Annotated in this window: 22 protein-coding genes; 10 read left to right on the top strand and 12 right to left on the bottom strand. The window is 63.2% G+C overall.

The features are described from left to right. The first annotated feature begins 104 nt into the window (after positions 1-104). The 5 genes from OEG82_RS03545 (at position 105) to OEG82_RS03565 (ending at position 5746) form a co-directional block, all read left to right on the top strand. A complete protein-coding gene (locus OEG82_RS03545; RefSeq protein WP_267611097.1) occupies positions 105-767 on the top strand; it encodes a paraquat-inducible protein A in 663 nt (220 codons plus the stop codon). Next, positions 764-1378 (top strand): paraquat-inducible protein A, encoded by a 615-nt coding sequence (locus OEG82_RS03550; RefSeq protein ID WP_267611098.1) that lies wholly within the window; start codon positions 764-766, stop codon positions 1376-1378. Before OEG82_RS03545 ends, OEG82_RS03550 begins: the two co-directional genes overlap by 4 nt. Beyond that, entirely contained in the window at positions 1375-3477 is a 2103-nt protein-coding gene (locus tag OEG82_RS03555) for a PqiB family protein (RefSeq protein WP_267611099.1), read from the top strand. The genes OEG82_RS03550 and OEG82_RS03555 overlap by 4 nt, the downstream gene beginning before the upstream one ends. A 4-nt stretch (positions 3478-3481) precedes the next feature. Further along, positions 3482-4051 carry a PqiC family protein gene (locus OEG82_RS03560; protein ID WP_267611100.1) on the top strand — a complete coding sequence of 190 codons (570 nt, stop codon included), beginning with the start codon at positions 3482-3484 and terminating at the stop codon, positions 4049-4051. Positions 4052-4246: 195 nt separating this feature from the next. After that, complete coding sequence (locus tag OEG82_RS03565; protein ID WP_267614848.1) at positions 4247-5746, top strand: fused MFS/spermidine synthase; 1500 nt, start codon at positions 4247-4249, stop codon at positions 5744-5746. A 96-nt stretch (positions 5747-5842) separates the two neighbouring features. Here OEG82_RS03565 and fabI read toward each other — a convergent pair whose 3' ends face one another. The 3 genes from fabI to fabA form a co-directional block, all read right to left on the bottom strand. Then, a complete protein-coding gene (gene fabI / locus OEG82_RS03570) occupies positions 5843-6652 on the bottom strand; it encodes an enoyl-ACP reductase FabI (RefSeq protein WP_267611101.1) in 810 nt (269 codons plus the stop codon). A 5-nt stretch (positions 6653-6657) separates the two neighbouring features. Next, positions 6658-7881: a beta-ketoacyl-ACP synthase I gene (fabB, locus tag OEG82_RS03575; RefSeq protein ID WP_267611102.1), complete on the bottom strand. Its 1224-nt coding sequence runs from the start codon at positions 7879-7881 to the stop codon at positions 6658-6660. 72 nt (positions 7882-7953) lie between these two features. Beyond that, complete coding sequence (gene fabA, locus OEG82_RS03580; protein WP_267611103.1) at positions 7954-8469, bottom strand: 3-hydroxyacyl-[acyl-carrier-protein] dehydratase FabA; 516 nt, start codon at positions 8467-8469, stop codon at positions 7954-7956. A gap of 234 nt (positions 8470-8703) precedes the next feature. On the opposite strand from fabA, the gene irrA reads away from it, so the two are divergent. The 3 genes from irrA (at position 8704) to OEG82_RS03595 (ending at position 11605) form a co-directional block, all read left to right on the top strand. After that, entirely contained in the window at positions 8704-9135 is a 432-nt protein-coding gene (gene irrA, locus OEG82_RS03585) for an iron response transcriptional regulator IrrA (RefSeq protein WP_267611104.1), read from the top strand. A 201-nt stretch (positions 9136-9336) separates the two neighbouring features. After that, entirely contained in the window at positions 9337-11169 is a 1833-nt protein-coding gene (gene ilvD / locus OEG82_RS03590; protein ID WP_267611105.1) for a dihydroxy-acid dehydratase, read from the top strand. Between the two features lie 79 nt (positions 11170-11248). Beyond that, a complete protein-coding gene (locus OEG82_RS03595; protein WP_267611106.1) occupies positions 11249-11605 on the top strand; it encodes a type II toxin-antitoxin system RelE/ParE family toxin in 357 nt (118 codons plus the stop codon). A 13-nt stretch (positions 11606-11618) separates the two neighbouring features. Here the strand turns inward: OEG82_RS03595 and OEG82_RS03600 are convergent, their stop codons facing one another. Continuing rightward, on the bottom strand, positions 11619-11930 hold the full coding sequence (locus OEG82_RS03600) for a helix-turn-helix domain-containing protein (RefSeq protein WP_267611107.1): 312 nt from the start codon (positions 11928-11930) through the stop codon (positions 11619-11621). A 190-nt stretch (positions 11931-12120) separates the two neighbouring features. After that, positions 12121-12678: an SH3 domain-containing protein gene (locus tag OEG82_RS03605; protein WP_267611108.1), complete on the bottom strand. Its 558-nt coding sequence runs from the start codon at positions 12676-12678 to the stop codon at positions 12121-12123. A 273-nt stretch (positions 12679-12951) separates the two neighbouring features. Between OEG82_RS03605 and OEG82_RS03610 the strand changes: the two genes are divergently transcribed. Continuing rightward, complete coding sequence (locus OEG82_RS03610; protein ID WP_267611109.1) at positions 12952-13956, top strand: 2-hydroxyacid dehydrogenase; 1005 nt, start codon at positions 12952-12954, stop codon at positions 13954-13956. Positions 13957-14052: 96 nt separating this feature from the next. On the opposite strand, the gene OEG82_RS03615 is transcribed toward OEG82_RS03610, so the two are convergent. The 7 genes from OEG82_RS03615 to mutM form a co-directional block, all read right to left on the bottom strand. Next, positions 14053-14811: a molybdopterin-synthase adenylyltransferase MoeB gene (locus OEG82_RS03615; RefSeq protein WP_267611110.1), complete on the bottom strand. Its 759-nt coding sequence runs from the start codon at positions 14809-14811 to the stop codon at positions 14053-14055. 45 nt (positions 14812-14856) lie between these two features. Further along, positions 14857-16002 carry a DNA replication/repair protein RecF gene (gene recF / locus OEG82_RS03620; protein WP_267611111.1) on the bottom strand — a complete coding sequence of 382 codons (1146 nt, stop codon included), beginning with the start codon at positions 16000-16002 and terminating at the stop codon, positions 14857-14859. Between the two features lie 162 nt (positions 16003-16164). Then, positions 16165-17283 carry a DNA polymerase III subunit beta gene (gene dnaN / locus OEG82_RS03625; protein WP_267611112.1) on the bottom strand — a complete coding sequence of 373 codons (1119 nt, stop codon included), beginning with the start codon at positions 17281-17283 and terminating at the stop codon, positions 16165-16167. A gap of 220 nt (positions 17284-17503) precedes the next feature. Then, a complete protein-coding gene (gene dnaA, locus OEG82_RS03630) occupies positions 17504-18967 on the bottom strand; it encodes a chromosomal replication initiator protein DnaA (protein ID WP_267611113.1) in 1464 nt (487 codons plus the stop codon). An 873-nt stretch (positions 18968-19840) separates the two neighbouring features. Next, positions 19841-20107, bottom strand: coding sequence for a 30S ribosomal protein S20 (rpsT, locus tag OEG82_RS03635; protein ID WP_267611114.1), 267 nt, complete (start codon positions 20105-20107; stop codon positions 19841-19843). A gap of 194 nt (positions 20108-20301) precedes the next feature. Beyond that, positions 20302-21075, bottom strand: a complete 774-nt coding sequence (locus OEG82_RS03640; RefSeq protein WP_267611115.1) for an enoyl-CoA hydratase — start codon at positions 21073-21075, stop codon at positions 20302-20304. A 58-nt stretch (positions 21076-21133) separates the two neighbouring features. Then, on the bottom strand, positions 21134-22030 hold the full coding sequence (gene mutM / locus OEG82_RS03645; protein WP_267611116.1) for a bifunctional DNA-formamidopyrimidine glycosylase/DNA-(apurinic or apyrimidinic site) lyase: 897 nt from the start codon (positions 22028-22030) through the stop codon (positions 21134-21136). Between the two features lie 191 nt (positions 22031-22221). On the opposite strand from mutM, the gene ubiE reads away from it, so the two are divergent. After that, the gene (ubiE, locus tag OEG82_RS03650) at positions 22222-22998 is read left to right on the top strand and encodes a bifunctional demethylmenaquinone methyltransferase/2-methoxy-6-polyprenyl-1,4-benzoquinol methylase UbiE (protein ID WP_267611117.1); all 777 of its coding nucleotides are present in this window, start codon (positions 22222-22224) and stop codon (positions 22996-22998) included. Positions 22999-23002: the final 4 nt, after the last annotated feature.

A 23002-nucleotide genomic window follows, 5' to 3' on the forward strand; every position in this document is an offset into this window, starting at 1 on the left:
CGCATGGCCTGTGCCGGCATTTCTTTGCCTCCGGTCGGGCTTCGCCTCTTTTTCGCTATGATCGTCGCTACATGGAACAGCCAACCGGGAAAGGACTGGATTGAGTGGCAGAGACCGACACAGATGTTTCCCGGACGGCGTTTGCCGGCAGAGCCGATCTTGAAGATCTGATCGCCTGCCCGCATTGCGATGCGCTCTATACCGCCCAGGTGCCCGCCAGCGGCGAGCGCGCGGTCTGCGCGCGCTGTCACACCGTGCTGATTGCGCCGATCCGCAAGGCCGGCCTCAAGATCATCGCGCTGACGGTGGCCATGCTGATCCTGATCGTCTCGGCGGTGTTCTTTCCGTTTCTCGATATCGAGGTGTCGGGGTTCACCAACCAGGCTTCGATCCTCGACACGGCGCTGTCGTTCCGTTCGGGCCTGATGGCGTTGCTGGCGGTGGCGACGGCCGCCATGGTGGTGCTGATCCCGGCTCTGCGCCTGCTGCTGGTGCTTTATGTGCTCACGCCGATCGTGCGCGACCGCGTTCCCTACCGCTACGCGAAACCCGCCTTCGGCCTGTCGCAGCGGCTCAAGCCCTGGGCCATGGCCGAAATCTTCGCAATCGGCTGCGCGGTTGCGCTGGTCAAGGTCGCGGCCCTGGCCTCGATCGGCTTCGGGCCGGCGTTCTGGATGTTCACCGCTTTCGTCTTCATAGTCCTTGTTAGCGACAACTTTTACTGTACATGGTCGGTATGGAAATCACTGGAACATCAACGGGATTGACCGCACGCGCGGCGGGTCTGGTTGCCTGTCGCCACTGTGCGCGGGTCTGGCCGGCCGGCACCGCGCAGTGCGAGCGCTGCGGCAGTCACCTGCAATCGCGCGACACCCGCAGCCTGCAGAAGGTCTGGGCGCTGTGGCTTGCCGGGCTGATCTGCTATGTTCCGGCCAATCTCTATCCGATGCTGGTCACCCAGACCCTGTTGCAGCATTCCGAAAGCACCATTGTCGGAGGCGCGGTCGAACTGCTGCAGCATGGCGCGATCGGTGTCGCCACCATCATCCTTATCGCCAGCGTGCTGATCCCGGTCGGAAAATTCATGGCCATTGCCTATCTGGCCATCTCGGTGCGGCGCGGCACCCGGATGTCGTCGGGCCGGCGCCATCATCTTTACGAGGTGGTCGAGTTCATTGGCCGCTGGTCGATGATCGATGTGTTCGTGGTGGCGATTCTCAGCTCGCTGGTCCAGCTCTCCGTCGTGGCCTCGATCCGGCCCGGACCGGCGGCGCTGACCTTCGCCCTGTCGGTTGTCTTCACCATGTTGTCGGCGCAGTCCTTCGACACCCGCCTGATCTGGGATGAACCCCATCAAGAAAGCGACACCGCCGGATGAGCGATATCGACACTCCCGGATCCGGCCGTCCCGGAAATGTTCCGGTCAGGCCCGGCAGGAAGAGCTTCTGGGACAGCGCCTCGCTGATCTGGGCAATCCCGATCATTGCCCTCGCCATCGCGCTTGCCGCGGCCTGGCAGAACTACAATCAGCGCGGCCCGCTGATCGAAATCGCCTTCACCGAGGCCGGCGGGATCAAGGCCCAGGAAACCCAGCTTCGCTATCGCGATCTCAGCGTCGGCAAGGTCGAAAAGATCCGCTTCAGCGCCGATCTCGAAAAGGTCGTGGTGTCGATCCGCATCGAGAAGGATCTGGCCCGCTACATCGATTCGGATGCAAAATTCTGGGTGGTGCGTCCGCAGGTCAGCGCCCGCGGCGTGTCCGGCCTCGATACGGTGCTTTCGGGCGTCTATATCCAGGGCGTCTGGGACAATGTCGCGTCGCTGCCGCAGAGCGAGTTTCAGGGCCTCGACGATGCCCCGCTGATCGGTCTGGGCCGCGAGGGCATCACCTTCAAGCTGCGCTCGACCAAGGGCCTGCCGGGCGCCGGAACCCCGATCCTCTACAAGGATGTCGAGGTCGGCGCGATCGGCGAAACCACGTTCAATGCCGACGGCACCGGGGTCGTCGCCGATGCGGTGATCTACGAACCGATGACCGGTTTCGTCACCACATCGACCCGCTTCTGGGACATTTCCGGCTTCAGCTTTTCACTCGGCGCCACCGGCGCCAAGGTCAATTTCACCTCTCTCGCCTCGCTGATTTCCGGCGGCGTGACCTTCGAGACCATTGGCTCGGGCGGGGAACCGCTGACCGAGGGCACCGTCTATGAACTGTTCAAGACCGAAGATGAGGCCCGCGACGAATTCCTGATCGAGGACGAAGGCAAGGCCGTCGATGTCGCCATGGTCTTCGACCAGAACCTGCCCGGCCTGTCCACAGGTGCGGCCGTCGAGCTTGGCGGCCTGCGGGTCGGCGATGTCACCGGCATCAATGGGCTGGTCGACAAGGAGCGGTTCGGCGACAGCTATGTCCGGCTGATTGCCTCGGTGCGGCTCAATCCGGGCCGTCTTGGCCTGGGCGAGGGCGCTGGCGAAGGCGCGCTGCTGGATTATCTCGAGGACCGCACCGGGGACGGTCTGCGCGCCCGGCTGGTCAACGCATCCCTGTTCACCGGCGGTCTCAAGATCGAGCTCACCGATCTCCCCGATGCCGAGCCCGCAACGCTTGACCGCTCGGCCACGCCGCTGCCGACAATTCCCACCGCACCCGCCGATGTCGCCGATGTCGGGGCCACCGCGCAAGGCGTGCTGCAGCGCGTCAGCGATCTTCCGATCGAGGAACTGATGCAGTCGGTGATCGCCTTTCTCGGCAATGCAACCGCACTGGTCGGCTCCAAGGAACTGCAGGCAGCCCCTGCCGAACTCACCGGCCTGCTGGCGGCCGTGCGCACCGTGGCTGAAAGCCAGCGTGTCCAAGGCATGCCCGAGCAGATCGGCGGGCTGCTTGATGAACTCAAGACCACCGGCGAGACCCTCAACCGGCTGATGCGCGAGATCGAGACCCAAAAGACCATCGAGCGCCTGACCGAGACGGTTGACGCCGTCGCCACCGCCGCCGACGGCCTGCCGCAACTGGTCGAACAGGCCCGCGGCATCCTCACAAATGCCGGCGAAGTGCCGCTGAATGACCTCGCCGACCGCGCCTCGAACCTGCTCGAGGCGGCCAATCTGCTGCTCGATCAGGACTCCACCCGGCAATTGCCGGCCGAACTCAACGGCGCGCTGGCCGCCATGCGCCAGACGCTGGACGAGCTGCAGAATGGCGGTCTGGTCGACAATGCCAATGCGACGCTGTCCTCGGCCCGCGAGGCCGCTGACGCCATCGCCGAAGCCTCGGCAACGTTGCCGCAGCTTGCCGGCGAATTGCGCAAGGTCGCAGGCCAGGCCGGAACGGCACTGGCGACCTATTCCGAGGATTCCGAGTTCAGCCGCGAAGCCCGCGGTGCAATTCGCGAGATCAACGCCGCCGCGCGCGCCATCGAAAGCCTGGCCCGCGCCATCGAACGCAACCCGAATTCGCTCATTCTGGGACGGTAGACCAATGCCAAAACGCCAAATCTCCACGCTGATGCTGCTGCTCTCGGCCGTTGCGCTGAGCGCCTGCACCACCAAGGACATCCGCTACGCCAGCGAGCAGATCGAACCCTCGGTGCGCATCAGCTCGCGCTACGAGACCGTGGAGGTGGTCGAGGTCACCCTGCCGGTCTATGCCGCGTCCGAGCAGATATTCACGCAAGGCGCGGACGGCGCGATCACCGAGCTGGGCCCACTCTGGGCCGACAACCCGGCGCGCGCAATCACCCTGCAGCTGGCGCGCGACATGGCCGCCATCACCGGCGCCATGGTGGTGCCCGAGCCCTGGCCGTTCCGCGGCCGCGCCGAGGCCCGGGTCGATGTCCGCATCGAGGAAATGCTGGCGACCGCCGACGGCGCCTTCCGGATTGCCGGCCAGTTTTTCGTAGCCCCCGAAAATGCCGGGGCCGATCGCTCGGGCCAATTCTCGATTTCGGTGCCGCTGCCGGCCAAACCCACCCCCAGCCAGATCGCCGCAGCCCGCAGCGCGGCGACATCGCAGCTGGCCGAGAAGATTGCCACGGCGGGCCTGAAATAGGCCAAGAGGTGTAAGGTGGCGAAGCGGGCGCGGGCATGGCTCGGGGAGGATCGTCTCAGTGCTCTACACGAAAGACAGCTTTGCGCATGACACGGATGGAGCGTCTCTGTCCGCGAGAAAGCCAGGGCCGCTTGACCGGGTTTCCGGCGTAGCGATGCCGGTCCGCTGATGACAAGGCCCTTCCGCCGCAGGCTGATGCCGCTCTGGCTGCTGATCTTCCTTCAGGCCGGCATTTCCGCATCCAGCCTTGTCGTCGAGATCCTCGCCGGGCGCATGATCGCACCCTATGTCGGCATGAGCCTCTACACCTGGACATCCATCATAGCGGTGGTGCTTGCAGGCTTTTCAGCCGGCCACTGGTGGGGCGGGAGGATCGCCGGGCTCCCCACCGGCCGCGCTCTGCGGATGACGGGCTGGACCATGATCGCAGCCGCCTGCACAACTGCCGCGGCAACCTTGCTCCTGCGGGCTGTTGCCAGCCCGGTCCTCGAAACCCTCCAGCATCCGCTGGCGGCGATCACGGCCCTGAGCGGGCTTGCATTCTTCCTGCCGTCGCTTTTCGCAGGTGTGCCGGCACCTGTCCTGACCGTGGCCGCGATGCGCACCAGTGACCAATCCGAGCGCGCGCTCGGTGCGATGTTTGCGGCGGGGGCGATCGGCGCAATTGCCGGCACACTGCTGGCGGGCTTTGTCTTTGTTCCTTGGCTGGGCTCGGTGGCAACCCTGTTTGTGGTCGCCGTGGTCTATCTCATGGCTGCGGGTATCTGTTTCTGGCTCGGCGGCGCGTCGCGCGCCGAATCCATGGGCGCTGTCTCAGGCGTGGGCATGGTCTTTCTGATCGGCGTTGCTTCTTTCGATCTGCCGCCCGTGTGCGACCGGGAAAGCAGCTATTACTGCATCCGGACGATGGCGGTTTCCGACAATGCGCAGGATCCGGTCAACCTGATGATCGTCGATCACCTTGCGCATGGGATCAGCGCCCGAAACGCGCCACGGGTCATGTTCACCGAACACGCGGCAATGCTGGATGCTTTGCCCCGAATGCGCATGGGGCGAACCGATTTCACGTCCTTTCATATTGGTGGAGGATCCTACTCCGTGCCCCGGGCCTGGGCGGACAGGGGGATTTCAGGCATGACCATTGCCGAGATCGACCCCGACGTGACGGCCATGGCCGTCGACCGCTTCTGGTTTGACCCCGCGACTGCCTCGGTCCTGCACGCGGATGCGCGGGTGGCGCTGCGCAACAAACCTCAACAGTTCGATGTCATCATTGGCGATGCCTTCACCGACATCGCAGTCCCTGAACATTTGGTGACGCTGGAATTTTTCACCCTCGTCTCCGACAGGCTGACCTCGGGCGGGGTCTTTGCCATGAACCTCCTGGACAATCTCGACAGGCTCGATGCGCTGGCGGCAGTGGTGACGACATTGCGCAAGGTGTTTCCAAGCGTCGAGGTCTGGACCGTCGGAAGCCCGCCCCGAAAAGGTGAGCGTCGGGTTTTTGTCCTGTTGGCCAGCGCACGGGACAGCCCCGTATCGTCAATCGAGACGGAGGCGCCGGATGTCACCCGCTTCCAGGTCTTGGAAACCGGCTTTGTCGACACCATTCTTCAGCGCAAGAACGCAAAGATCCTGACCGATGATCATGCGCCGCTGAGTTACCTCATGGGTCTGGATCCGGTCATAAACTGACGTTGACTGCATCGCGTGTCAGGGGATGGTTCACAAAAAAAGCCCCGAACCATCCGGCCCGAGGCTTCCCGTTTCCACCAGAGCTTACGCCCGGCGCTATTCCGTGTCGGCCTTGGTCAGTTCCTCGACAATCGGCATCGAGGTGATGTTGAAGCCGGAATCGACGTAGTGGATTTCGCCGGTGACGCCCGATGACAGGTCCGACAGCAGATAGAGCGCCGATTTGCCGACATCGTCGATGTCGACGGTGCGTCTGAGCGGCGCGTTCTTCTTCTGATAGCTGAACATGGCGCGTGCATCGCCGATGCCGGCACCCGCCAGCGTCCGCACCGGGCCTGCCGAAATCGCGTTGACGCGGATGCGGTCCTGGCCGTAATCGGCGGCAAGATAGCGCACCATGGCTTCAAGTGCGGCCTTGGCAATGCCCATCACATTGTAGTTCGGCATCACCCGCATCGAGCCGCCATAGGTCAGCGTCAGGATCGAGCCGCCGTCGCGCATCAGGGGCGCGGCGCGCTGTGCCACTTCCGTGAACGAATAGGCCGAGATCACCATGGTGCGGGAAAAATTCGCCCGCGTGGTCACATCGGCATAACGGCCCTTGAGCTCGTTCTTGTCGGAAAACCCGATGGCATGGACGACAAAGTCGATTGTGCCCCATTCTTCCTTCAGGCGGTCGAACACGGCGTCGACAGTGCTGACATCCTCGACATCGCATGGCAGCAGCAGCGTCGAGCCGAGCGAATCGGCCAGCGGCTTGACCCGCCGTCCGAAAGCCTCGCCCTGATAGGTGAACGCCAGTTCGGCGCCGGCCTCGGAGAGCTGCTTGGCGATGCCCCAGGCAATCGAGTGGCTGTTGGCGACGCCCATGATCAGGCCCCGCTTGCCCTGCATTATTCCGGTCATGCTGTTCATCCGTTATAACGCTGGAACACGAGCGTCGCGTTGGTTCCGCCAAAGCCGAAGGAGTTCGACAGCACGGTGTCAATCTTGGCGTCGTCGATGCGCTCGCGCACGATCGGCACACCGTCAAATTCGGGGTCCAGTTCGGTGATGTGGGCGCTCTCGCCGATGAAGTTCTCCTTCATCATCAAAAGCGAGTAGATCGCCTCCTGCACCCCGGTGGCGCCGAGCGAATGGCCGGTCAGCGATTTGGTCGACTGCACATGCGGCATGTCGGTGCCGAACACTTCGCGGATCGCGCCGATTTCCTTGGAGTCGCCCACCGGCGTCGAGGTGCCGTGGGTGTTGATGTAGTCGACCCGGCCCTTGACCGTGGTCAGCGCCTGCCGCATGCAGCGGATCGCACCTTCGCCCGACGGCGCCACCATGTCGTGGCCGTCGGATGTGGCGCCATAGCCGGTCAGCTCGCCATAGATCTTGGCGCCGCGCGCCTTGGCGTGCTCGAGCTCTTCCATCACCAGCACACCGGCGCCGCCGGCGATGACAAAGCCGTCGCGGGTAATGTCATAGGCGCGGCTTGCCGTGGTTGGCGAGGTCTCGTTGTATTTCGAGCTCATCGCGCCCATGGCATCAAACAGGTTCGACATCGACCAGTCGAGGTCCTCGTGACCGCCGGCAAACACCATGTCCTGCTTGCCCCACTGGATCAGCTCCGCAGCATTGCCGATGCAATGCGCCGAGGTCGAGCAGGCCGACGAGATCGAGTAGTTCACGCCGTGGATCTTGAACCAGGTCGCCAGCGTGGCAGACGCAGTCGAGGACATGGCTTTGGGCACCGCGAAGGGGCCGATGCGCTTCGGACTGCCATTCTTGCGGGTAATGTCGGCGGCATCGATCAGCGTCCGTGTCGACGGTCCGCCCGAGCCCATGACAATGCCGGTGCGCTCATGGCTGATCTCGGCCTCCGTCAGCCCGGCATCCTCGATCGCCTGCTTCATGGCGACATGGTTCCAGGCGCCGCCGCGCGACAGAAATCGCATGGCGCGGCGGTCGACCATTTCGGTCGGATCCAGCGTCGGCGCCCCCCAGACCTGGCTGCGGAAGCCATGGTCGGCGAAATCCTGGCTGAAACTGATGCCGGATTTGGCCTGGCGCAGTGAGTCGGTCACTTCGCTGGCTGTGTTGCCGATCGAGGATACGATCCCCATGCCCGTCACAACGACTCGTCTCATATGTCTGCCCTTTCGAGTAGAGGGTCCTGGTGTGTCCTGACGCCCGTTGTGGGTGTCCGGCTACCGGATGTGTCAGCCGGTCTTGTCTTTTGCAAGGCCGACCTTCAAATCCGTTGCGTTATAAATGGTTTCGCCATCGGCCTTGAGCCAGCCATTGGCAATGCCCAGCACCAGGCGTCCGCGCATGACGCGCTTGAAGTCGATGCCGTATTCGAGCTTCTTGACCTCGGGCGTGACCATGCCCTTGAATTTCACTTCGCCGGTCGACAGCGCCATGCCGCGGCCCTGCTCGCCAAGCCAGCCGAGATAGAACCCGGTCAACTGCCACATGCCGTCCAGCCCGAGACAGCCGGGCATCACCGGATTGCCCTTGAAATGGCAGGGGAAGAACCAGAGATCGGGGGTGATGTCGAATTCGGCGCGCAGATAGCCCTTGTCGAATTCGCCACCGGTTTCCGAAATATCGGTAATCCGGTGCACCATCAGCATCGGCGGCAGCGGCAGTTGCGCATTGCCCGGTCCGAACAGCTCGCCTTCGGCGCAGGTCAGGATTTCGTCGTATGTATAGCTCGATTGCCTGTCGACCATGAAAAATGCATCTCCTCGTTCGCCGCCTCCGCGCGGCTTCAAATTCTGCTGTGCACGCTAGCACAGGCCCGCATTGCGGCGAAACCACCCGTCGCGGCATTCCCGAATAAAGGATGAGGCCTGCAAGGGAAAGAGGCGACGTAACGGAAAGTGGCTTTCAAGCGGTCTATTGAAAGCACTGCCCACAAAAGATATATGGAAGCCATGACATCCATCGATTGGACGCCGTAGACCATGCCTGTAGCTCAGAGATCAAAATCCACCGACCGCGACGCGGCCGCACGCCTGCGCGGCGCGGGGCTCCGTCCGACGCGTCAGCGCGTGGCTCTGGCGGATCTGCTGTTCGCCAAGGGCGACCGGCATCTGACCGCCGAGGAGCTGCACGAGGAAGCCACCTGCATCGGCTGTTCCTGTTCGCTTGCCACCGTCTACAACACGCTGCACCAGTTCACCGAGGCCGGCCTGCTCAGGGTGCTGTCGCTGGAAACCGCGAAAACCTATTTCGACACCAATGTCTCCGACCACCATCATTTCGTGGTCGAGGGCTGCAACCGGGTGCTCGACATTCCGGTCGGCAATATCTCGGTCTCCGATCTGCCGGAGGCGCCAGACGGTATGGAAATCACCCATGTCGATGTGGTGATCCGCGTCCGTCCCAAGCGCTGAGGCCCTCTCGGGCGGCAGACAGGGCCTCCGGCGTCCTTCAAACAGCTGAACTGCGCGGCGCGGACAGGCGCTGACACCGCTGTGGGTTGATCCCTCTGGAAATGCAGCTGTTTTCCGATTATGAGCATCAGCACACTGTCATGCCCCGAACCAAGCGCGCGGGGATGCCGCTTGTTCCGGAAGCCCAAAGAGGAATTGCTCATGCCGCCCTTTCGTTCGAGAACCTCCACCCATGGCCGCAACATGGCTGGCGCCCGCGGCCTGTGGCGCGCCACCGGCATGAAGGACGGCGATTTCGGCAAGCCGATCATCGCGGTGGTCAATTCCTTCACCCAGTTCGTCCCCGGCCATGTGCACCTCAAGGATCTGGGGCAGCTGGTCGCCGGCGAAATCGAACAGGCCGGCGGTGTCGCCAAGGAATTCAACACCATCGCCGTCGATGACGGCATCGCCATGGGCCATGACGGCATGCTCTATTCGCTGCCGTCGCGCGAACTGATCGCCGATTCGGTCGAATACATGGTCAATGCCCATTGCGCCGATGCGATGGTCTGCATTTCCAATTGCGACAAGATCACGCCGGGCATGCTGATGGCGGCGATGCGGCTCAACATTCCCGTCGTTTTCGTCTCCGGCGGCCCGATGGAGGCCGGCAAGGTGATTCTCGAGGACGGCTCTGAGAAGGCGCTGGACCTGGTCGACGCCATGGTTGCCGCCGCCGATGACAATATCAGCGATGCCGACGTGGCCTCGATCGAGCGCGCCGCCTGCCCGACCTGCGGGTCATGCTCCGGAATGTTCACCGCCAATTCGATGAACTGCCTTGCCGAAGCCATGGGCCTGGCGCTGCCGGGCAATGGTTCGACGCTCGCCACCCATTCCGACCGCGAGCGGCTGTTCCGCGAGGCCGGACGCACCGCCGTCGCGCTGGCCAAGCAATATTACACCGGTGACGACGCCAGCGTGCTGCCGCGGTCGATTGCCAGTTTCGCCGCCTTCGAGAATGCCATGATCCTCGACATCGCCATGGGCGGGTCGACCAACACCGTGCTGCATCTCCTGGCGATCGCCCATGAGGGCGAGGTCGATTTCACCATGGCCGATATCGACCGGCTGTCGCGCAAGGTGCCGGTGCTGTGCAAGGTCGCGCCCGCCAAGGCCGATGTGCATATGGAAGACATCCACCGCGCCGGCGGCATCATGGCTATTCTCGGCGAACTGGACCGGGCCGGCCTGCTCGACACATCGGTGGGCACCATCCACGAGAAGACCCTCAAGGATGCGCTGAAGAAATGGGATGTGGTGCAGTCGACCGACGAAGCCGTGCATGAATTCTATCGCGCGGCACCCGGCGGGGTCCCGACCCAGACGGCTTTCTCGCAATCGCGCCGCTACAAGGACATTGATACCGATCGCGAAGCCGGCGTGATCCGCAATGCCGAACACGCCTTTTCGCAGGACGGCGGACTGGCGGTGCTGTTCGGCAATCTCGCCGAGGACGGCTGCATCGTCAAAACCGCGGGCGTCGACGAATCGATCCTGAAATTCTCCGGTCCTGCGAAGATTTTTGAAAGCCAGGATGATGCCGTCTCCGACATCCTGACAGGCAAGGTCAAGCCCGGCCAGGTGGTGCTGATCCGCTATGAAGGGCCGCGCGGCGGCCCCGGCATGCAGGAAATGCTCTACCCGACCAGCTATCTCAAGTCCAAGGGCCTGGGCAAGGCCTGCGCGCTGGTCACCGATGGCCGCTTCTCCGGCGGCTCCTCGGGGCTGTCGATCGGCCATGTGTCGCCCGAAGCCGCCGAAGGCGGATTGATCGGTCTGGTCGAGGACGGCGATCTCATCGAGATCGACATTCCCAATCGCAGCATTCATCTTGCCGTCGACGAGGTCACGCTCACCGAGCGCCGGGCCCGGCGCGAGGCGGAAGGCTGGAAGCCGGAAAAACCGCGCAAGCGCGCCGTCTCGACCGCGCTGAAAGCCTATGCCGCCATGACCAGCAGTGCGTCAAAGGGAGCGGTTCGCATTCTGTGAGGCAGCAGGTTCATCACCGGCCAAAATGCTTTGCGCATCCTTGTTTTGGATGTCTAATGGCTTGATTTGGGACGGAGCGATGAAGGCGTTCGAATTCGTCAGTGAAGCGGCCAAGCGGGATTTTCCGGATCTGCCACGCGAGATCGTGAGCCAGTTTGGCGTCAGTCTCAACGCCATACAGAATGGGCAGGAGCCACTGCTGCCGATCAAGCACCTGACTGGCAGCGTTGGCCCGGGCGCCATTGAACTCATCGAGAATGGCAGCCCGGCTTACAGGGCTGTCTACTGCGCCAAGTTTGAGGACACGGTGTTCATCCTGCATGCCTTCACCAAAACGACCAATGGTGTGGACCGCAAGGCGATGCGAACCGCACAGCAGCGTTACAAGGAAATGATCGCGTTGATAGCGGAACGCAAAAAGCAGAAAAACAGCTAAATCGTCCCGTGCTTCAGGCCGCCGTCACCACTTCGCAGACAACTTCGTGATCCGCCGAAAAGGATGGCCTGAGCCTTACCCCCAGCTTGGCGAGATATCCGATCAACTTGTCTGCCGAGAAAAGGTGAACCTTGCCTCGCAGCAATTCGCTAACCCGTGGCTGAGGAATCTCCAAGGCACCTGCGATGGCGGCCTGGTTCCATTGATTTGCTTCAAAGATATTCCGCAAGGTCACAATGAGGTCAGCGCGGAAGCTCAAGTCAGCAGCCTCGCTCTTGTCGTCGGTGATGGCGTCAAAGATGTTGTTGTATCTGAGTTGCGTCATGGGTGCGCATCCAATTTATACGGAATTACGTATAAAGATATTAGGCGCCTGGTCCAGTGTCAATCCTGGTACGGCTTTCCTCGTCAGCCATCAGTGCAGTTGATGACACGGAGCGTCTGCCGGCATCGCTTGCCACGGTTCGGGGCCTACCTTAATTGATGGCAAGCGCATCTGAAGCCCGGGCCCGGCTCTAGCGGAAGGCTTCGCCGGGATAGGCGCCCCAGATCTCGTTTTGCGGCACCCAGCCGCTGGTGCCGTCGGCGCGCGCCTCGCACCATTCGCCGTCGCAGGCCAGAATCTCGACCATCACGCCCGGCTCGAGCCGCGCCACGATATTGGCATTGGTGCGGGCTTCGCGGTGCATGTTGATGAAACTGTCTTCGCCTTCGCTCTTCTTCCACGGCGCGGTGACTGCCGTGCGCTCGCCCGAAAGCAACGACTGGTAGACCCAGCCCTCGGTGCCTTCAGCGTCGCGCACCCGGCGCCAGTTGTCATATTCCTGGATGACCTCCATCGGCACGCCCGACTTGGTGTAGAGCCACGACACCGCGTAGTCGCGGCCGGGTCCGATGCGCAGATTGACCCGCTTGGCCTTGAGGCTGACGAAACGCGGCAGCGGCAATCCGCTCGGCCCCTTGGCCGCGCCTTGGGCGAAGGCGGCGGAGCCTGGTGTGCTGTCCAGCATCGGGCTGGCAACCAGCCCGGTCAGGGCCAGACAGACTGCGGTGATAAACGAAAGGCGACGCATGGCTTACACCTTCTGGGTTGGGCGCCGGTCATCCAGCGCTGCTGATCTGTGGTGCCTTGGCCCCGGCGTGGTGGCCCGCGCGCGGTTGGCGGCCATCTGCGTCAAGGCCAGGCGGCGCGGACAAGGTCCGGCGCGGTGTCTTGTGGTGCTTTAAAAAACAGCAATCCGGGCGCTTTGGATTGTCATCGCCTGTAGGTCTGTTAGAAAAAGCAGAACGCATCCCCACTGTCGCCGAGTTTGGTTAAAGAGCTCTCAACACCCGGACCTGAAAAAATGCCTACCATAAAAAAACCCAAGGTCTTCATCACCCGGCGTCTGCCCGACGCGGTTGAAACCCGCATGCGCGAATTGTTCGACGCCGAGCTCAACATCACCGATGAGGCCCGCACCCAGCCCGAGCTGGTCGCTGCCATGCGCACGGCCGATGTCCTGGTGCCGACCGTGACCGACAGGATTGACGCCGCGCTGATCGAGCAGGCCGGCCCGCAGATGAAGCTGATCGCGAATTTCGGCAATGGCGTCGACAATATCGATGTCGAAGCCGCGCAGAAAAAGGGCATCACCGTCACCAATACCCCCAATGTTCTCTCCGAAGACACCGCCGACATGACCATGGCGCTGATGCTGGCCGTGCCGCGGCGGCTGACCGAGGGTGCCAATGTCATCGTCGGCACCGGCGGCAGCTGGAAGGGCTGGTCGCCGACCTGGATGCTGGGTCACCGCATCAGTGGCAAGCGGCTCGGCATCATCGGCATGGGCCGCATCGGCACCGCGGTCGCCCGCCGCGCCAAGGCCTTTGGCCTGGCCATCCATTACCACAACCGCCGCCACGTCGATCCGGCCACCGAGGACCAGCTCGAGGCCACCTATTGGGACAGCCTCGATCAGATGCTGGCCCGCGTCGACATCGTCTCGGTGCATTGCCCGTCAACGCCGGCCACCTTTCATCTGCTGTCGGCCCGCAGGCTCGAGCTGATGAAACCCGGCGCTTACATTGTCAACACCGCCCGCGGCGGCATCATCGACGAGGACGCGCTGATCAAGGCATTGCGCGAGGGCCGTCTCTCAGGCGCCGGCCTCGATGTGTTCGAGCATGAGCCGGCCGTCGACAAGCGCCTGGTCAAGCTCGCCGCCGAAGGCAAGGTGCTGCTGTTGCCGCATATGGGCTCGGCCACCATCGAGGGCCGTATCGACATGGGCGACAAGGTGATCATCAACATCCGCACCTTCTTCGACGGCCACCGCCCGCCCGACCGCGTGCTGCCGCACAGGAACTGAGAGCCGGTAAAATCGGTGACAGTTTACTTTTCCACGCGGCCTCGTGCCGGTCGCGAGCGTGTGCCGGAAAAGTAAACTGTCACCGATTTTGTTCGTTCAGCCTTTCCTTGCGTAGCGCACGGTCTGGAAACTGGCATTGAGCCCGTCATAGAGTAGCAGCCGGCCGATCAGCGGTTCACCGGCGCCGGTGATCAGCTTGATCACCTCCATCGCTTCCAGCGTGCCGATTACCCCGGTCAGCGCGCCGATGACGCCGGCTTCGGCGCAACTCGGCATCATCCCGGGCGGCGGCGCTTCGGGAAACAGATCCCGGTAGCGCGGACACGGCGTCCCGTCTGCGCCTGTCTCATAGGGTGTCAGCACCGTGACCGAACCGTCAAAGCGGCCCACGGCCGCCGTCACCAGCGGAATCTTCAGCGTCTCGCAGGTGTCGGCCAGCAAATAGCGGGTCTCGATGGTGTCGGATCCGTCCACCACCAGATCATAGCCGGTCAGGATATCGACGGCATTGGCCGCGGTCAGCCGCAGCTCATGCGTGATCACGCGGCTGTGCGGATTGAGCCGCCTGAGCGCGCGGGCCGCGCTTTCGGTCTTGGCCATGCCTATATGGGCGGTGTCATGCAGGATCTGGCGCTGCAGATTGGACAGCGACACATGGTCGTCATCAATGATGCCGAGCAGCCCGACGCCTGCGGCAGCCAGGTAGCTCAGCACCGGTGAGCCAAGCCCGCCGGCGCCCAGCACCAGCACCCGCGCAGCTTTCAGCTTCTGCTGCCCGGCGCCGCCGATCTCCCTGAGCACGATATGCCGCGCATAGCGCGCCACTTCGTCCGGATTGAGTTGCGCTTCATCCATGGCCAGTCTCCCTGCGCGCCGCGGCGCCCATCCTGTCGCGCCGGCTCAGGCGCTATCCTGGTGCGGCGTCACCCGGCCGTCGGCCACGGTCAGGATCTGCCCGCGCGCGCCCAGGCTTGCAAACATATGCGCGTCGGTCCCGGTCATGAAGGCCTGGCATTCGAGCGCCTCGATGAGATCAAACAACGCTGCGCGGCGGCCTTCGTCAAGATGGGCGGCAATCTCGTCAAGCAGCAGCACCGGTGCATGCCCGGTCATGCCGCGCACCAGCTGCGCATGGCCGAGCACGATGCCGATCAGCAGCGCCTTCTGTTCGCCGGTCGAGGACAGGGCAGCCGGCATCGCCTTGGCCCGGTGATGCACGATCAGGTCCGACCGGTGCGGTCCAGACAGGGTGCGCCCCGCAGCCGAGTCGCGGCCGCGGCCGGTTTTCAGCATGCCGGCAAAATCGGCTTCCATGTCACTGGCCGAGGGGTGGGCCGCGTCTTCGAGAAAACCCTCGAGCCGCAGGGTCGCCGCCGGAAAGGCGCTCTGCGCCGTCTGCGATTCGATCAGCCCCGACAGCAGATTGACCACTTCATTGCGCGCCATCGCCATGGCGACGCCCAGTTCGGTCATCTGCGCCTCCAGCCCGTCAAGCCAGGCCGGGTCGGCGCGTCCTTCAGAAAGCAGCCGGTTGCGGCTGCGCATGGCGCGTTCGTAATTCAGCGCGCGGCCGCCATGCGCCGGGTCCACCGACAGCACCAGCCGGTCGAGAAACCGCCGCCGGTCGCCCGCAGGCCCGGTAAACAGTCCGTCCATTGCCGGTGTCAGCCACAACAGCCTGAGATGTTCGAGAAGCTCGTCGGTGGAGCGGGCAGGCGCGCCGTTGATCCGCACCCGGCGGGCTCCGCCATCCTCGCCGCCATCGACCCCGGTGCCGATATCCACCGGCCCGGCCATGCCCTCAAGGCTGGCAAAGACGCTGAAGCCGCTGGCCGGTCCCGATCCGGCCTTGAGCAGGTCGGCATAGGGCGCCCGGCGCAGGCCGCGGCCCGGCGTCAGCAGCGACAGCGCTTCCATCAGATTGGTCTTGCCTGCGCCATTGTCGCCCGCCAGCACCACATGGCGCTGGTCAAGCTCGAGCGACAGGTTCGCATAATTGCGGAAACCCGCAAGCTTCAGTCGTTGGATATGCACCCTGGGGGCCATGTCAGAGCAATTCCAGCAAAAGTGTGGAGCGGTTTTGCGACCGGAATTGCGCACATATAAACAAGAGCATTTCCGAGCCTCCGTTCAGGTGAGAAATGCTCTTGTCTCCGCTCAGCCGCCTTGCGACGGGCGGCCGGTCCCGGTGCAGCAGGGCAAGGGCCTCTAGACCCGCATCGGCATCAGCACATAGAGCGCGTCATCGCCGGCGGTGTCGCGCACCAGTGTCGGCGAGCCCGGATCGGCCAGCATGAACACCGCATTGCTGCCCGAAAGCTGATTGGTGATGTCGAGCAGATATTTGGCGTTGAAGCCGATTTCCAGCGGATCGCGGTCATAGCCCACGGCCAGCTCCTCGGTGGCGCTGCCCGAATCGGGATTGTTGACGGTAAGTGTCAGCTGACCGTCGGCAATCGCCAGCTTTACCGCGCGGCCCCGCTCCGACGAGATCGTCGACACCCGGTCCACAGCCTGCGCGAAAGTCTGGCAATCGACCGTCAGTTCCTTGTCATTGCCGGTCGGGATCACCCTCTGGTAATCGGGGAAGGTGCCGTCGATCAGCTTCGAGGTCAGTACCACCGAACCGATGGTGAAGCGTATCTTGGCGTCCGAGACTTCCACCGTGACGGTGACGTCGGGATTGTCGACAAGCTTTTGCAATTCGCCCACGGTCTTGCGCGGGATGATGATGCCGGGCATGCCTTCAGACCCCGATGGCGCGTCGACATCGGCGCGGGCCAGGCGGTGTCCGTCGGTGGCGACCGCGCGCAGCTTCAGCGCGCCTTCGCTCTCGATCGTGTGCACGAAAATGCCGTTGAGATAATAGCGGGTCTCTTCGGTCGAGATCGCGAACTGGGTCCGGTCGATCAGCATCTTGAGCTGGGTCGCGAGGAGCCGGAAGGTGTGGGTGAAGGCGCCGGCGGTCAGATCCGGAAAGTCCGATTCGGGCAGGCACTGCAGCGAGAATTTCGAGCGGCCCGAGGCCACCGTCATCGACGCCCCGTCGGCATTGCTCGACAGCGACACTTCCGAGCCGTCCGAGAGCTTGCGCACGATGTCATAAAGCAGATGCGCCGGCACGGTGGTGGCGCCTGCCTGTTCGACCATCGCCGGCGTCGCCTCGGTTATTTCCAGATCCAGATCGGTCGCCTTCATGTCAAGCGTCGCGCCCTCGGCCTTGAGCAGCACATTGGACAGGATCGGGATTGTGTTGCGACGCTCGACCACGCGATGCACATGGTTCAGCGACTTGAGGAGATTGGAACGCTCGAGGGTGACACGCATGATCTGGCTACCGCTTGGCTGGGGGCCCGCGCCGGGACGGCGAGAACCTTTCACTTCTGTCTTGTCAGGCTTCTGCCTTGGCCGGCCCACAGGGTGACGCATGCCGCGCCGGGCCCGGGTCAGCAAAATGGCAGATTATGCCCCTGACATGCAAACAAAATCCGGCCCGGGCCTTTCGGGCCGGGCCGGGATTCTGGGGATAATCGGTTTTGGCCGTGGCCTATTCGATGATCAGGCGCTTGAGCAGTTCGATCTCGTGGCCGAGTTTGGTGTCCGCGGTGATCAGGCCTTCAATCTTGCGCACCGCATGCAGCACGGTGGTGTGGTCGCGGCCACCGAACCGGCGGCCGATCTCGGGGAACGAGCGCGGCGTCATGGTCTTGGCCAGATACATGGCGATCTGCCGTGGCTTGACGATGACCCGGGTGCGCCGGTCCGACACCAGTTCCTGCCGGGAAACATTGTAGTGGCGTGACACCACCCGCTGGATGTCCTCGATGCGAACCCGCTTCGGCTCGCCGGCATTGACCAGGTGGCCGAGCAACTGGTCGACCCGTTCCAGCGTCAGGTTGGGCTCGAAGCTGCGGCGGAACAGCAGCTGGTTGAAAGCGCCTTCCAGTTCGCGGCCGCTGGCGGTGATGTTCTGCGCCACATGGCCCAGAATGTCTTCGCCGATATCAAGCGTGCCGTCCTCGATCTGGGCCACGGCCAGCCGCTGGCGCAGCATGTCCAGCCGCATCTCGTAGTCGGGTGCCTCGATCTCGATGGCAACGCCGCCCTGCAGGCGCGAGCGTACGCGCGGATCAAGCGATTCCAGCTCCCAAGGCGCGCGGTCGGCGGCGACAACCACCTGGCGGGCCGAATCGAGCAGCATGTTGAGCAAATGGCAGAATTCGTGCTGGATCGACTTGCCCTGCAGGAACTGCATGTCGTCGATCACCAGAAGGTCGATATTGCGCAGCGATTCCTTGAACGACAGCGCGTCATTGTCGCGAATGGCGGTGGCGAAGCGCCACATGAAATATTCGGCGGTCAGATAGACCACCCGCGGGTTGCGGGCATGGCGGCTGGCCGCGGCGGCGATTGCCTGCAGCAGATGGGTCTTGCCCAGGCCGACGCTGGAGTGGATGAACAGCGGGTTGAAGCGGACCGAACCGGTGCCGGCTTCGGCAATGGTCTTGGCGGCGGCGAGCGCTACCCGGTTGGACGAGCCCTCGACATAGCTGTCGAAGGTGTAGCGCGGGTCAAGCGGCGAGCCGATCACCGAATTGGCCGCCTGCTGTCCCTTGGCAAAGCCGGAGAAGTGGGCGCCTGCGCCATTGACCATCAGTGGCGCTTCGCGGCGCTTGGACACGGCGGCCGGCTGGCCGGGGCTCACGGCTTCTGAGGGGCTTGCCGTGTCGCTGTCGCCGGAATTGGGGCCTGCAGCCCGGGTCGCCGAGCGGACGACGATCTCGACCTTGAGAATGCCGGCGTCTTCGTCCTGAAACAGCGCCGTGATCTGGTCGAGATACTTGTTGTTGATCCATGATTTCAGAAAGGTGGTCGGGACCGACAGGCGAACGACGCTCTTGGAGGCGGACTGAAGCTTCAGCCGGCCGAACCAGCTTGTGAAAACCTCAGGTCCGACCTGCGCCTTCAGACGCGCCGTCACCCGATCGAAAACCTGATTGCTTCTGTTCATGTCTGCCCCTTTGCCGGTCGCCGGGCAAACATCGCCGCTGAGCGGTTGGGCCATGATTTCGGTCGTGTCCCAGTCTACCGCTTTACGTGCTGTTGTCATCTGTGTTTGCATCCCGCCGTCACCCCTGTTGCCGCATTACAGGCCAGATTGCCCTGACCTCAGTCTGGCGCGGATAAGTCCGCGCAATTCTTGTCGTCTGTGACGGTCGCCCCCGTCTTGCCGTGTCTCCCTGCCGGTTCCGTGCTGCGACCTCGTATCGCCGCCTGGAACAAACCTCTAACGCTCCGCCGGAACATGCGTTCCGGCAGTCATGCTTCACCGCCTGGCGCCTCAGCGTCACCGCGACCGAAGATTATATTTGATATGGTCCGGCGAGAATGCCGCACCCCAAAAAGCAGGATGAAAATCGCTCGCCAGATTGGCTGCAAGCCTTCCTTGGAACCGTCCGGCCCCGCGCTTCTTGTTGAAGGCATTTAGGCAGGATGGAGGGGTCAGATCAAGCAGCATATTTACGTTTTGTTAGCACTTTGGGGCTTGACTCGCATTGGTTGAAAAAAGCTTCCGGAGGGCCTCTGGAACAGTCGGTTGGATTCATTGCCTTTTCACGGATTTACGATTTTTTAACCGTTCACGGAGGCCTGCCTATTAAATTTCGGGGCTTGACATGATATCCGCAAAATCGCGCCGGCTCGCCGGCCGCGAAATCGGGTACCTCCCGTAACTGCATGAAAATAAAAGATATAAAATGCGTCTGAAGCCGGCATGTGACATTCCCGTGACGGGGATTTTTGCGCGGATTTTGCAAACCATTGGAGTCAAAAGAAAAAGGCCCGCGCGAGCGGGCCTTTTGTCGACTAAAGAGTTTTGGGTGGCTTAGGCGCTCAGCGCCTTGACCCGGTTCGACAGCCGCGACATCTTCCGCGATGCCGTATTGGCGTGAACCACGCCCTTGCTGGCGGCGCGCATCAGTTCAGGCTGTGCGGCCTTGAGTGCTGCGGCTGCAGCGGTCTGGTCGCCGGAGCTGATGGCTTCCTCGACGGTGCGCAGGAAACCGCGGACACGCGACCGGCGTGCCTTGTTGACGTCAGTGCGGCGGGCAATCTTGCGAGTTGCTTTTTTCGCCGAAGTTGTATTGGCCATGAATGCCTCTCAAATTGTCACATGCTCTATTCCGACCGGAAAGCGCCCCTTGCGAGGAAGATCGCTTCAACATGCGGAATGCGAGAAACCACGGCGAGCCTTAGAAGCTGCCATTCGATGGCGGGCCTATACCGGGTATCGCGGCTTGCGTCAACGCGAAAATCGGCTTTGGGCCCGCCAGGCGCCGGATTTGATCAGCGGTGCTTGAACTGTGCCTTGCGCTTTTCAACGAAGGCGCCCATGCCTTCCTTCTGGTCTTCGGTCGCAAACAGCGAGTGAAACATCCGCCGTTCGAAGCGCAGACCCTCGGCCAGCGTCATTTCATCGGCCCGGTTGACCGACTCCTTGACCATCATCGCCACCGGCAGCGAGAACCCGGCAATCTTCTCCGCCGCCTTGGTTGCGGTCGCCAGAAGCTCGGCTGCCGGCACCACGCGGGCAACCAGGCCCGAGCGCTCGGCTTCCTCGGCATCCATCATCCGACCGGTCAGGCAAAGATCCATCGCCTTGGCCTTGCCGATGGCGCGGGTCAGCCGCTGGGTGCCGCCCATGCCCGGAAGCACCCCGAGGGTGATCTCCGGCTGGCCGAATTTGGCCGTATCGGCGGCAATGATGAAGTCGCACATCATCGCCAGCTCGCAGCCGCCGCCCAGCGCATAGCCGGCCACCGCCGCAATCACCGGCTTGCGGGTCGCGGCAACCGCGCTCCAGCCCTCGAAGAAATCGTCCATATAGGCGCCGACAAAGTCGAGCGACTGCATTTCCTTGATGTCGGCGCCGGCGGCAAATGCCTTTTCCGAACCGGTCAGCACGATCGCGCCGATCTTGTCGTCGGCCGCATATTGCGCCAGCGTGGCGCGCAGCTCGCCCAGCAGGTCCGAATTCAGCGCATTGAGCGCATCGGGCCGGTTGAGCGTGATGATGGCCACCCGGCCGTGTGTTTCCGTCTTCAGTGTCTTGAGCGCCATCATATCTCTCCTTGGTCAGCCACGGGTCCGGCCGTGCCGGGCGGGGTCCCTGGCGGGATCACTTGGTCTGGCAGGTCGGGCAATGAAAGGTCGAGCGCCCGCTCTGCACCATGCGGCGGACCGTATCGCCACAGCCGGGGCCGGGGCAAGCCTTTCCCTCGCGGTCGTAAACGGAAAATCCATGCTGGAAATAACCCAGCGTGCCATCGGTGCGGATGTGATCCCTGAGCGACGAGCCGCCCGCGGCAATCGCCTCCTCGATCACCGTGCGGATGCAGCCGGTCAGCCGCTCCAGCGCCTCGGTCGGCTTGCCGGACTTGCGCACCAGCCGCCCCGCCGGTTTGCCGGGCGACAGCTTCGCCCGCCACATCGCCTCGCAGACATAGATATTGCCCAGGCCGGCAATGATGCGCTGGTCCAGCAGCGCTGCTTTCAGCGGTGCGGTCTTGCCCGCAAGTCGCTCGGCCAGCACGCCGGCATTAAGACTGTTGCCCGTCGGCTCGATGCCCAGGTCCCTGAACCAGGGGTGGTCGGCAAGGTCGGCGCGCGCCATCAGGTCCATATAGCCGAACCGGCGCGGGTCATTGTAGATCACCCGCGCCCGGCCCGCGGGCCCCTCGACATGGAACACCACGTGATCATGCTTGCCGTCCTTGGAGCGGGCATGGTGAAACACGCCGGGCTGCAGGCTGCCTTCGCTGTCGGCCTCGATGCGGAACGAGCCCGACATGCCCAGATGGCTGACCATGACCATGCCGTTGTCGAGATCGGCAATCAGATATTTTGCCCGGCGGCCCAGCGAAACGATCTGACGGCCTTCCAGCCGGCGCGCGAAATCGGCCGGGAAGGGGAAGCGCAGATCGGCGCGGCGTTGTTCGACGCGGATGATCCGCGCCCCCTCCATCACCGGCTGCAACCCGCGGCGGACCGTTTCGACTTCTGGCAATTCCGGCAACGCGAACTCCTCGGCTGGTTTCAATATCCGTGCGGCTGACCTATATAGCGATGCGCTATGCCGCAGGCACGATAGCTTGCGCCTAGATAGCGCGCTGATGCGTGATCCGCTATGGTCGCCTCAGCTTTCGCCGGTTTCCGTTCGGGGTTCCGGTCAATTTGACGCAAGTTGAAGCAATACGGGATGAAACGATGTCACAACAGCGCGTCGCCACGGAAGGCGGAATGCAGACCAGTTACGGGTTCCGCACCGTCGAGGACGGCCAGAAGCAGGAACTGGTCAATGACGTCTTTCACAAGGTCGCCAAGCGCTACGACATCATGAATGATGTCATGTCCGCCGGGCTGCACCGGGTCTGGAAGGATGCGATGGTCGCAACCCTCAATCCGCCGCGCCGCCCGGGCTTCCGCTTTCTCGATGTGGCCGGCGGCACAGGCGACATCGCCTTCCGCATTGTCGCAGCCTCGGACAAGCAGGCGCAGGGCACAGTGCTCGACATCAATGGCTCGATGCTCGGCGTCGGCGCCGAGCGCGCCGCCAAGAAGGGCTATGCCGACAATCTCGAATTCGTCGAGGCCAATGCCGAACAACTGCCCTTCGAGGACGCGAGTTTCGACGCCTACACCATCGCCTTCGGCATCCGCAACGTGCCCGACATCGACAAGGCGCTGCGCGAGGCCTACCGGGTGCTGCGCCGCGGCGGCCGCTTCCTCTGCCTGGAATTCTCCGAGGTCGAGATGCCGATTCTCGATCGTGTTTATGACGCCTGGTCGTTCAACGGCATTCCCGCCATGGGCAAGGCCATTGCCGGCGAGGCCGAGCCCTACCAGTATCTGGTCGAATCGATCCGCAAGTTTCCGCGCCAGGCCGATTTTGCCGCGATGATCGAGCGCGCCGGCTTTTCCCGCGTCAACTACACCAATTACACCGGCGGCATAGCGGCCCTTCATTCGGCCTGGAAGATCTAAGCGG

The organism is Hoeflea ulvae, assembly GCF_026619435.1.
Classification (GTDB): domain Bacteria; phylum Pseudomonadota; class Alphaproteobacteria; order Rhizobiales; family Rhizobiaceae; genus Hoeflea; species Hoeflea ulvae.

What these genes read in the sequence shown, in the direction of transcription:
- irrA (WP_267611104.1), top strand. Translation starts at nt 8,704, where the DNA reads ATGCCTGTAGCTCAGAGATCAAAATCCACCGACCGCGACGCGGCCGCA.
- fabI (WP_267611101.1), bottom strand. Translation starts at nt 6,652, where the DNA reads ATGACCGGAATAATGCAGGGCAAGCGGGGCCTGATCATGGGCGTCGCC.
- fabB (WP_267611102.1), bottom strand. Translation starts at nt 7,881, where the DNA reads ATGAGACGAGTCGTTGTGACGGGCATGGGGATCGTATCCTCGATCGGC.
- recF (WP_267611111.1), bottom strand. Translation starts at nt 16,002, where the DNA reads ATGGCCCCCAGGGTGCATATCCAACGACTGAAGCTTGCGGGTTTCCGC.
- OEG82_RS03565 (WP_267614848.1), top strand. Translation starts at nt 4,247, where the DNA reads ATGCCGCTCTGGCTGCTGATCTTCCTTCAGGCCGGCATTTCCGCATCC.
- OEG82_RS03560 (WP_267611100.1), top strand. Translation starts at nt 3,482, where the DNA reads ATGCCAAAACGCCAAATCTCCACGCTGATGCTGCTGCTCTCGGCCGTT.
- OEG82_RS03605 (WP_267611108.1), bottom strand. Translation starts at nt 12,678, where the DNA reads ATGCGTCGCCTTTCGTTTATCACCGCAGTCTGTCTGGCCCTGACCGGG.
- rpsT (WP_267611114.1), bottom strand. Translation starts at nt 20,107, where the DNA reads ATGGCCAATACAACTTCGGCGAAAAAAGCAACTCGCAAGATTGCCCGC.
- ilvD (WP_267611105.1), top strand. Translation starts at nt 9,337, where the DNA reads ATGCCGCCCTTTCGTTCGAGAACCTCCACCCATGGCCGCAACATGGCT.
- fabA (WP_267611103.1), bottom strand. Translation starts at nt 8,469, where the DNA reads ATGGTCGACAGGCAATCGAGCTATACATACGACGAAATCCTGACCTGC.
- OEG82_RS03595 (WP_267611106.1), top strand. Translation starts at nt 11,249, where the DNA reads ATGAAGGCGTTCGAATTCGTCAGTGAAGCGGCCAAGCGGGATTTTCCG.
- OEG82_RS03555 (WP_267611099.1), top strand. Translation starts at nt 1,375, where the DNA reads ATGAGCGATATCGACACTCCCGGATCCGGCCGTCCCGGAAATGTTCCG.
- dnaN (WP_267611112.1), bottom strand. Translation starts at nt 17,283, where the DNA reads ATGCGTGTCACCCTCGAGCGTTCCAATCTCCTCAAGTCGCTGAACCAT.
- ubiE (WP_267611117.1), top strand. Translation starts at nt 22,222, where the DNA reads ATGTCACAACAGCGCGTCGCCACGGAAGGCGGAATGCAGACCAGTTAC.
- dnaA (WP_267611113.1), bottom strand. Translation starts at nt 18,967, where the DNA reads ATGAACAGAAGCAATCAGGTTTTCGATCGGGTGACGGCGCGTCTGAAG.
- OEG82_RS03615 (WP_267611110.1), bottom strand. Translation starts at nt 14,811, where the DNA reads ATGGATGAAGCGCAACTCAATCCGGACGAAGTGGCGCGCTATGCGCGG.
- OEG82_RS03610 (WP_267611109.1), top strand. Translation starts at nt 12,952, where the DNA reads ATGCCTACCATAAAAAAACCCAAGGTCTTCATCACCCGGCGTCTGCCC.
- OEG82_RS03640 (WP_267611115.1), bottom strand. Translation starts at nt 21,075, where the DNA reads ATGGCGCTCAAGACACTGAAGACGGAAACACACGGCCGGGTGGCCATC.
- OEG82_RS03600 (WP_267611107.1), bottom strand. Translation starts at nt 11,930, where the DNA reads ATGACGCAACTCAGATACAACAACATCTTTGACGCCATCACCGACGAC.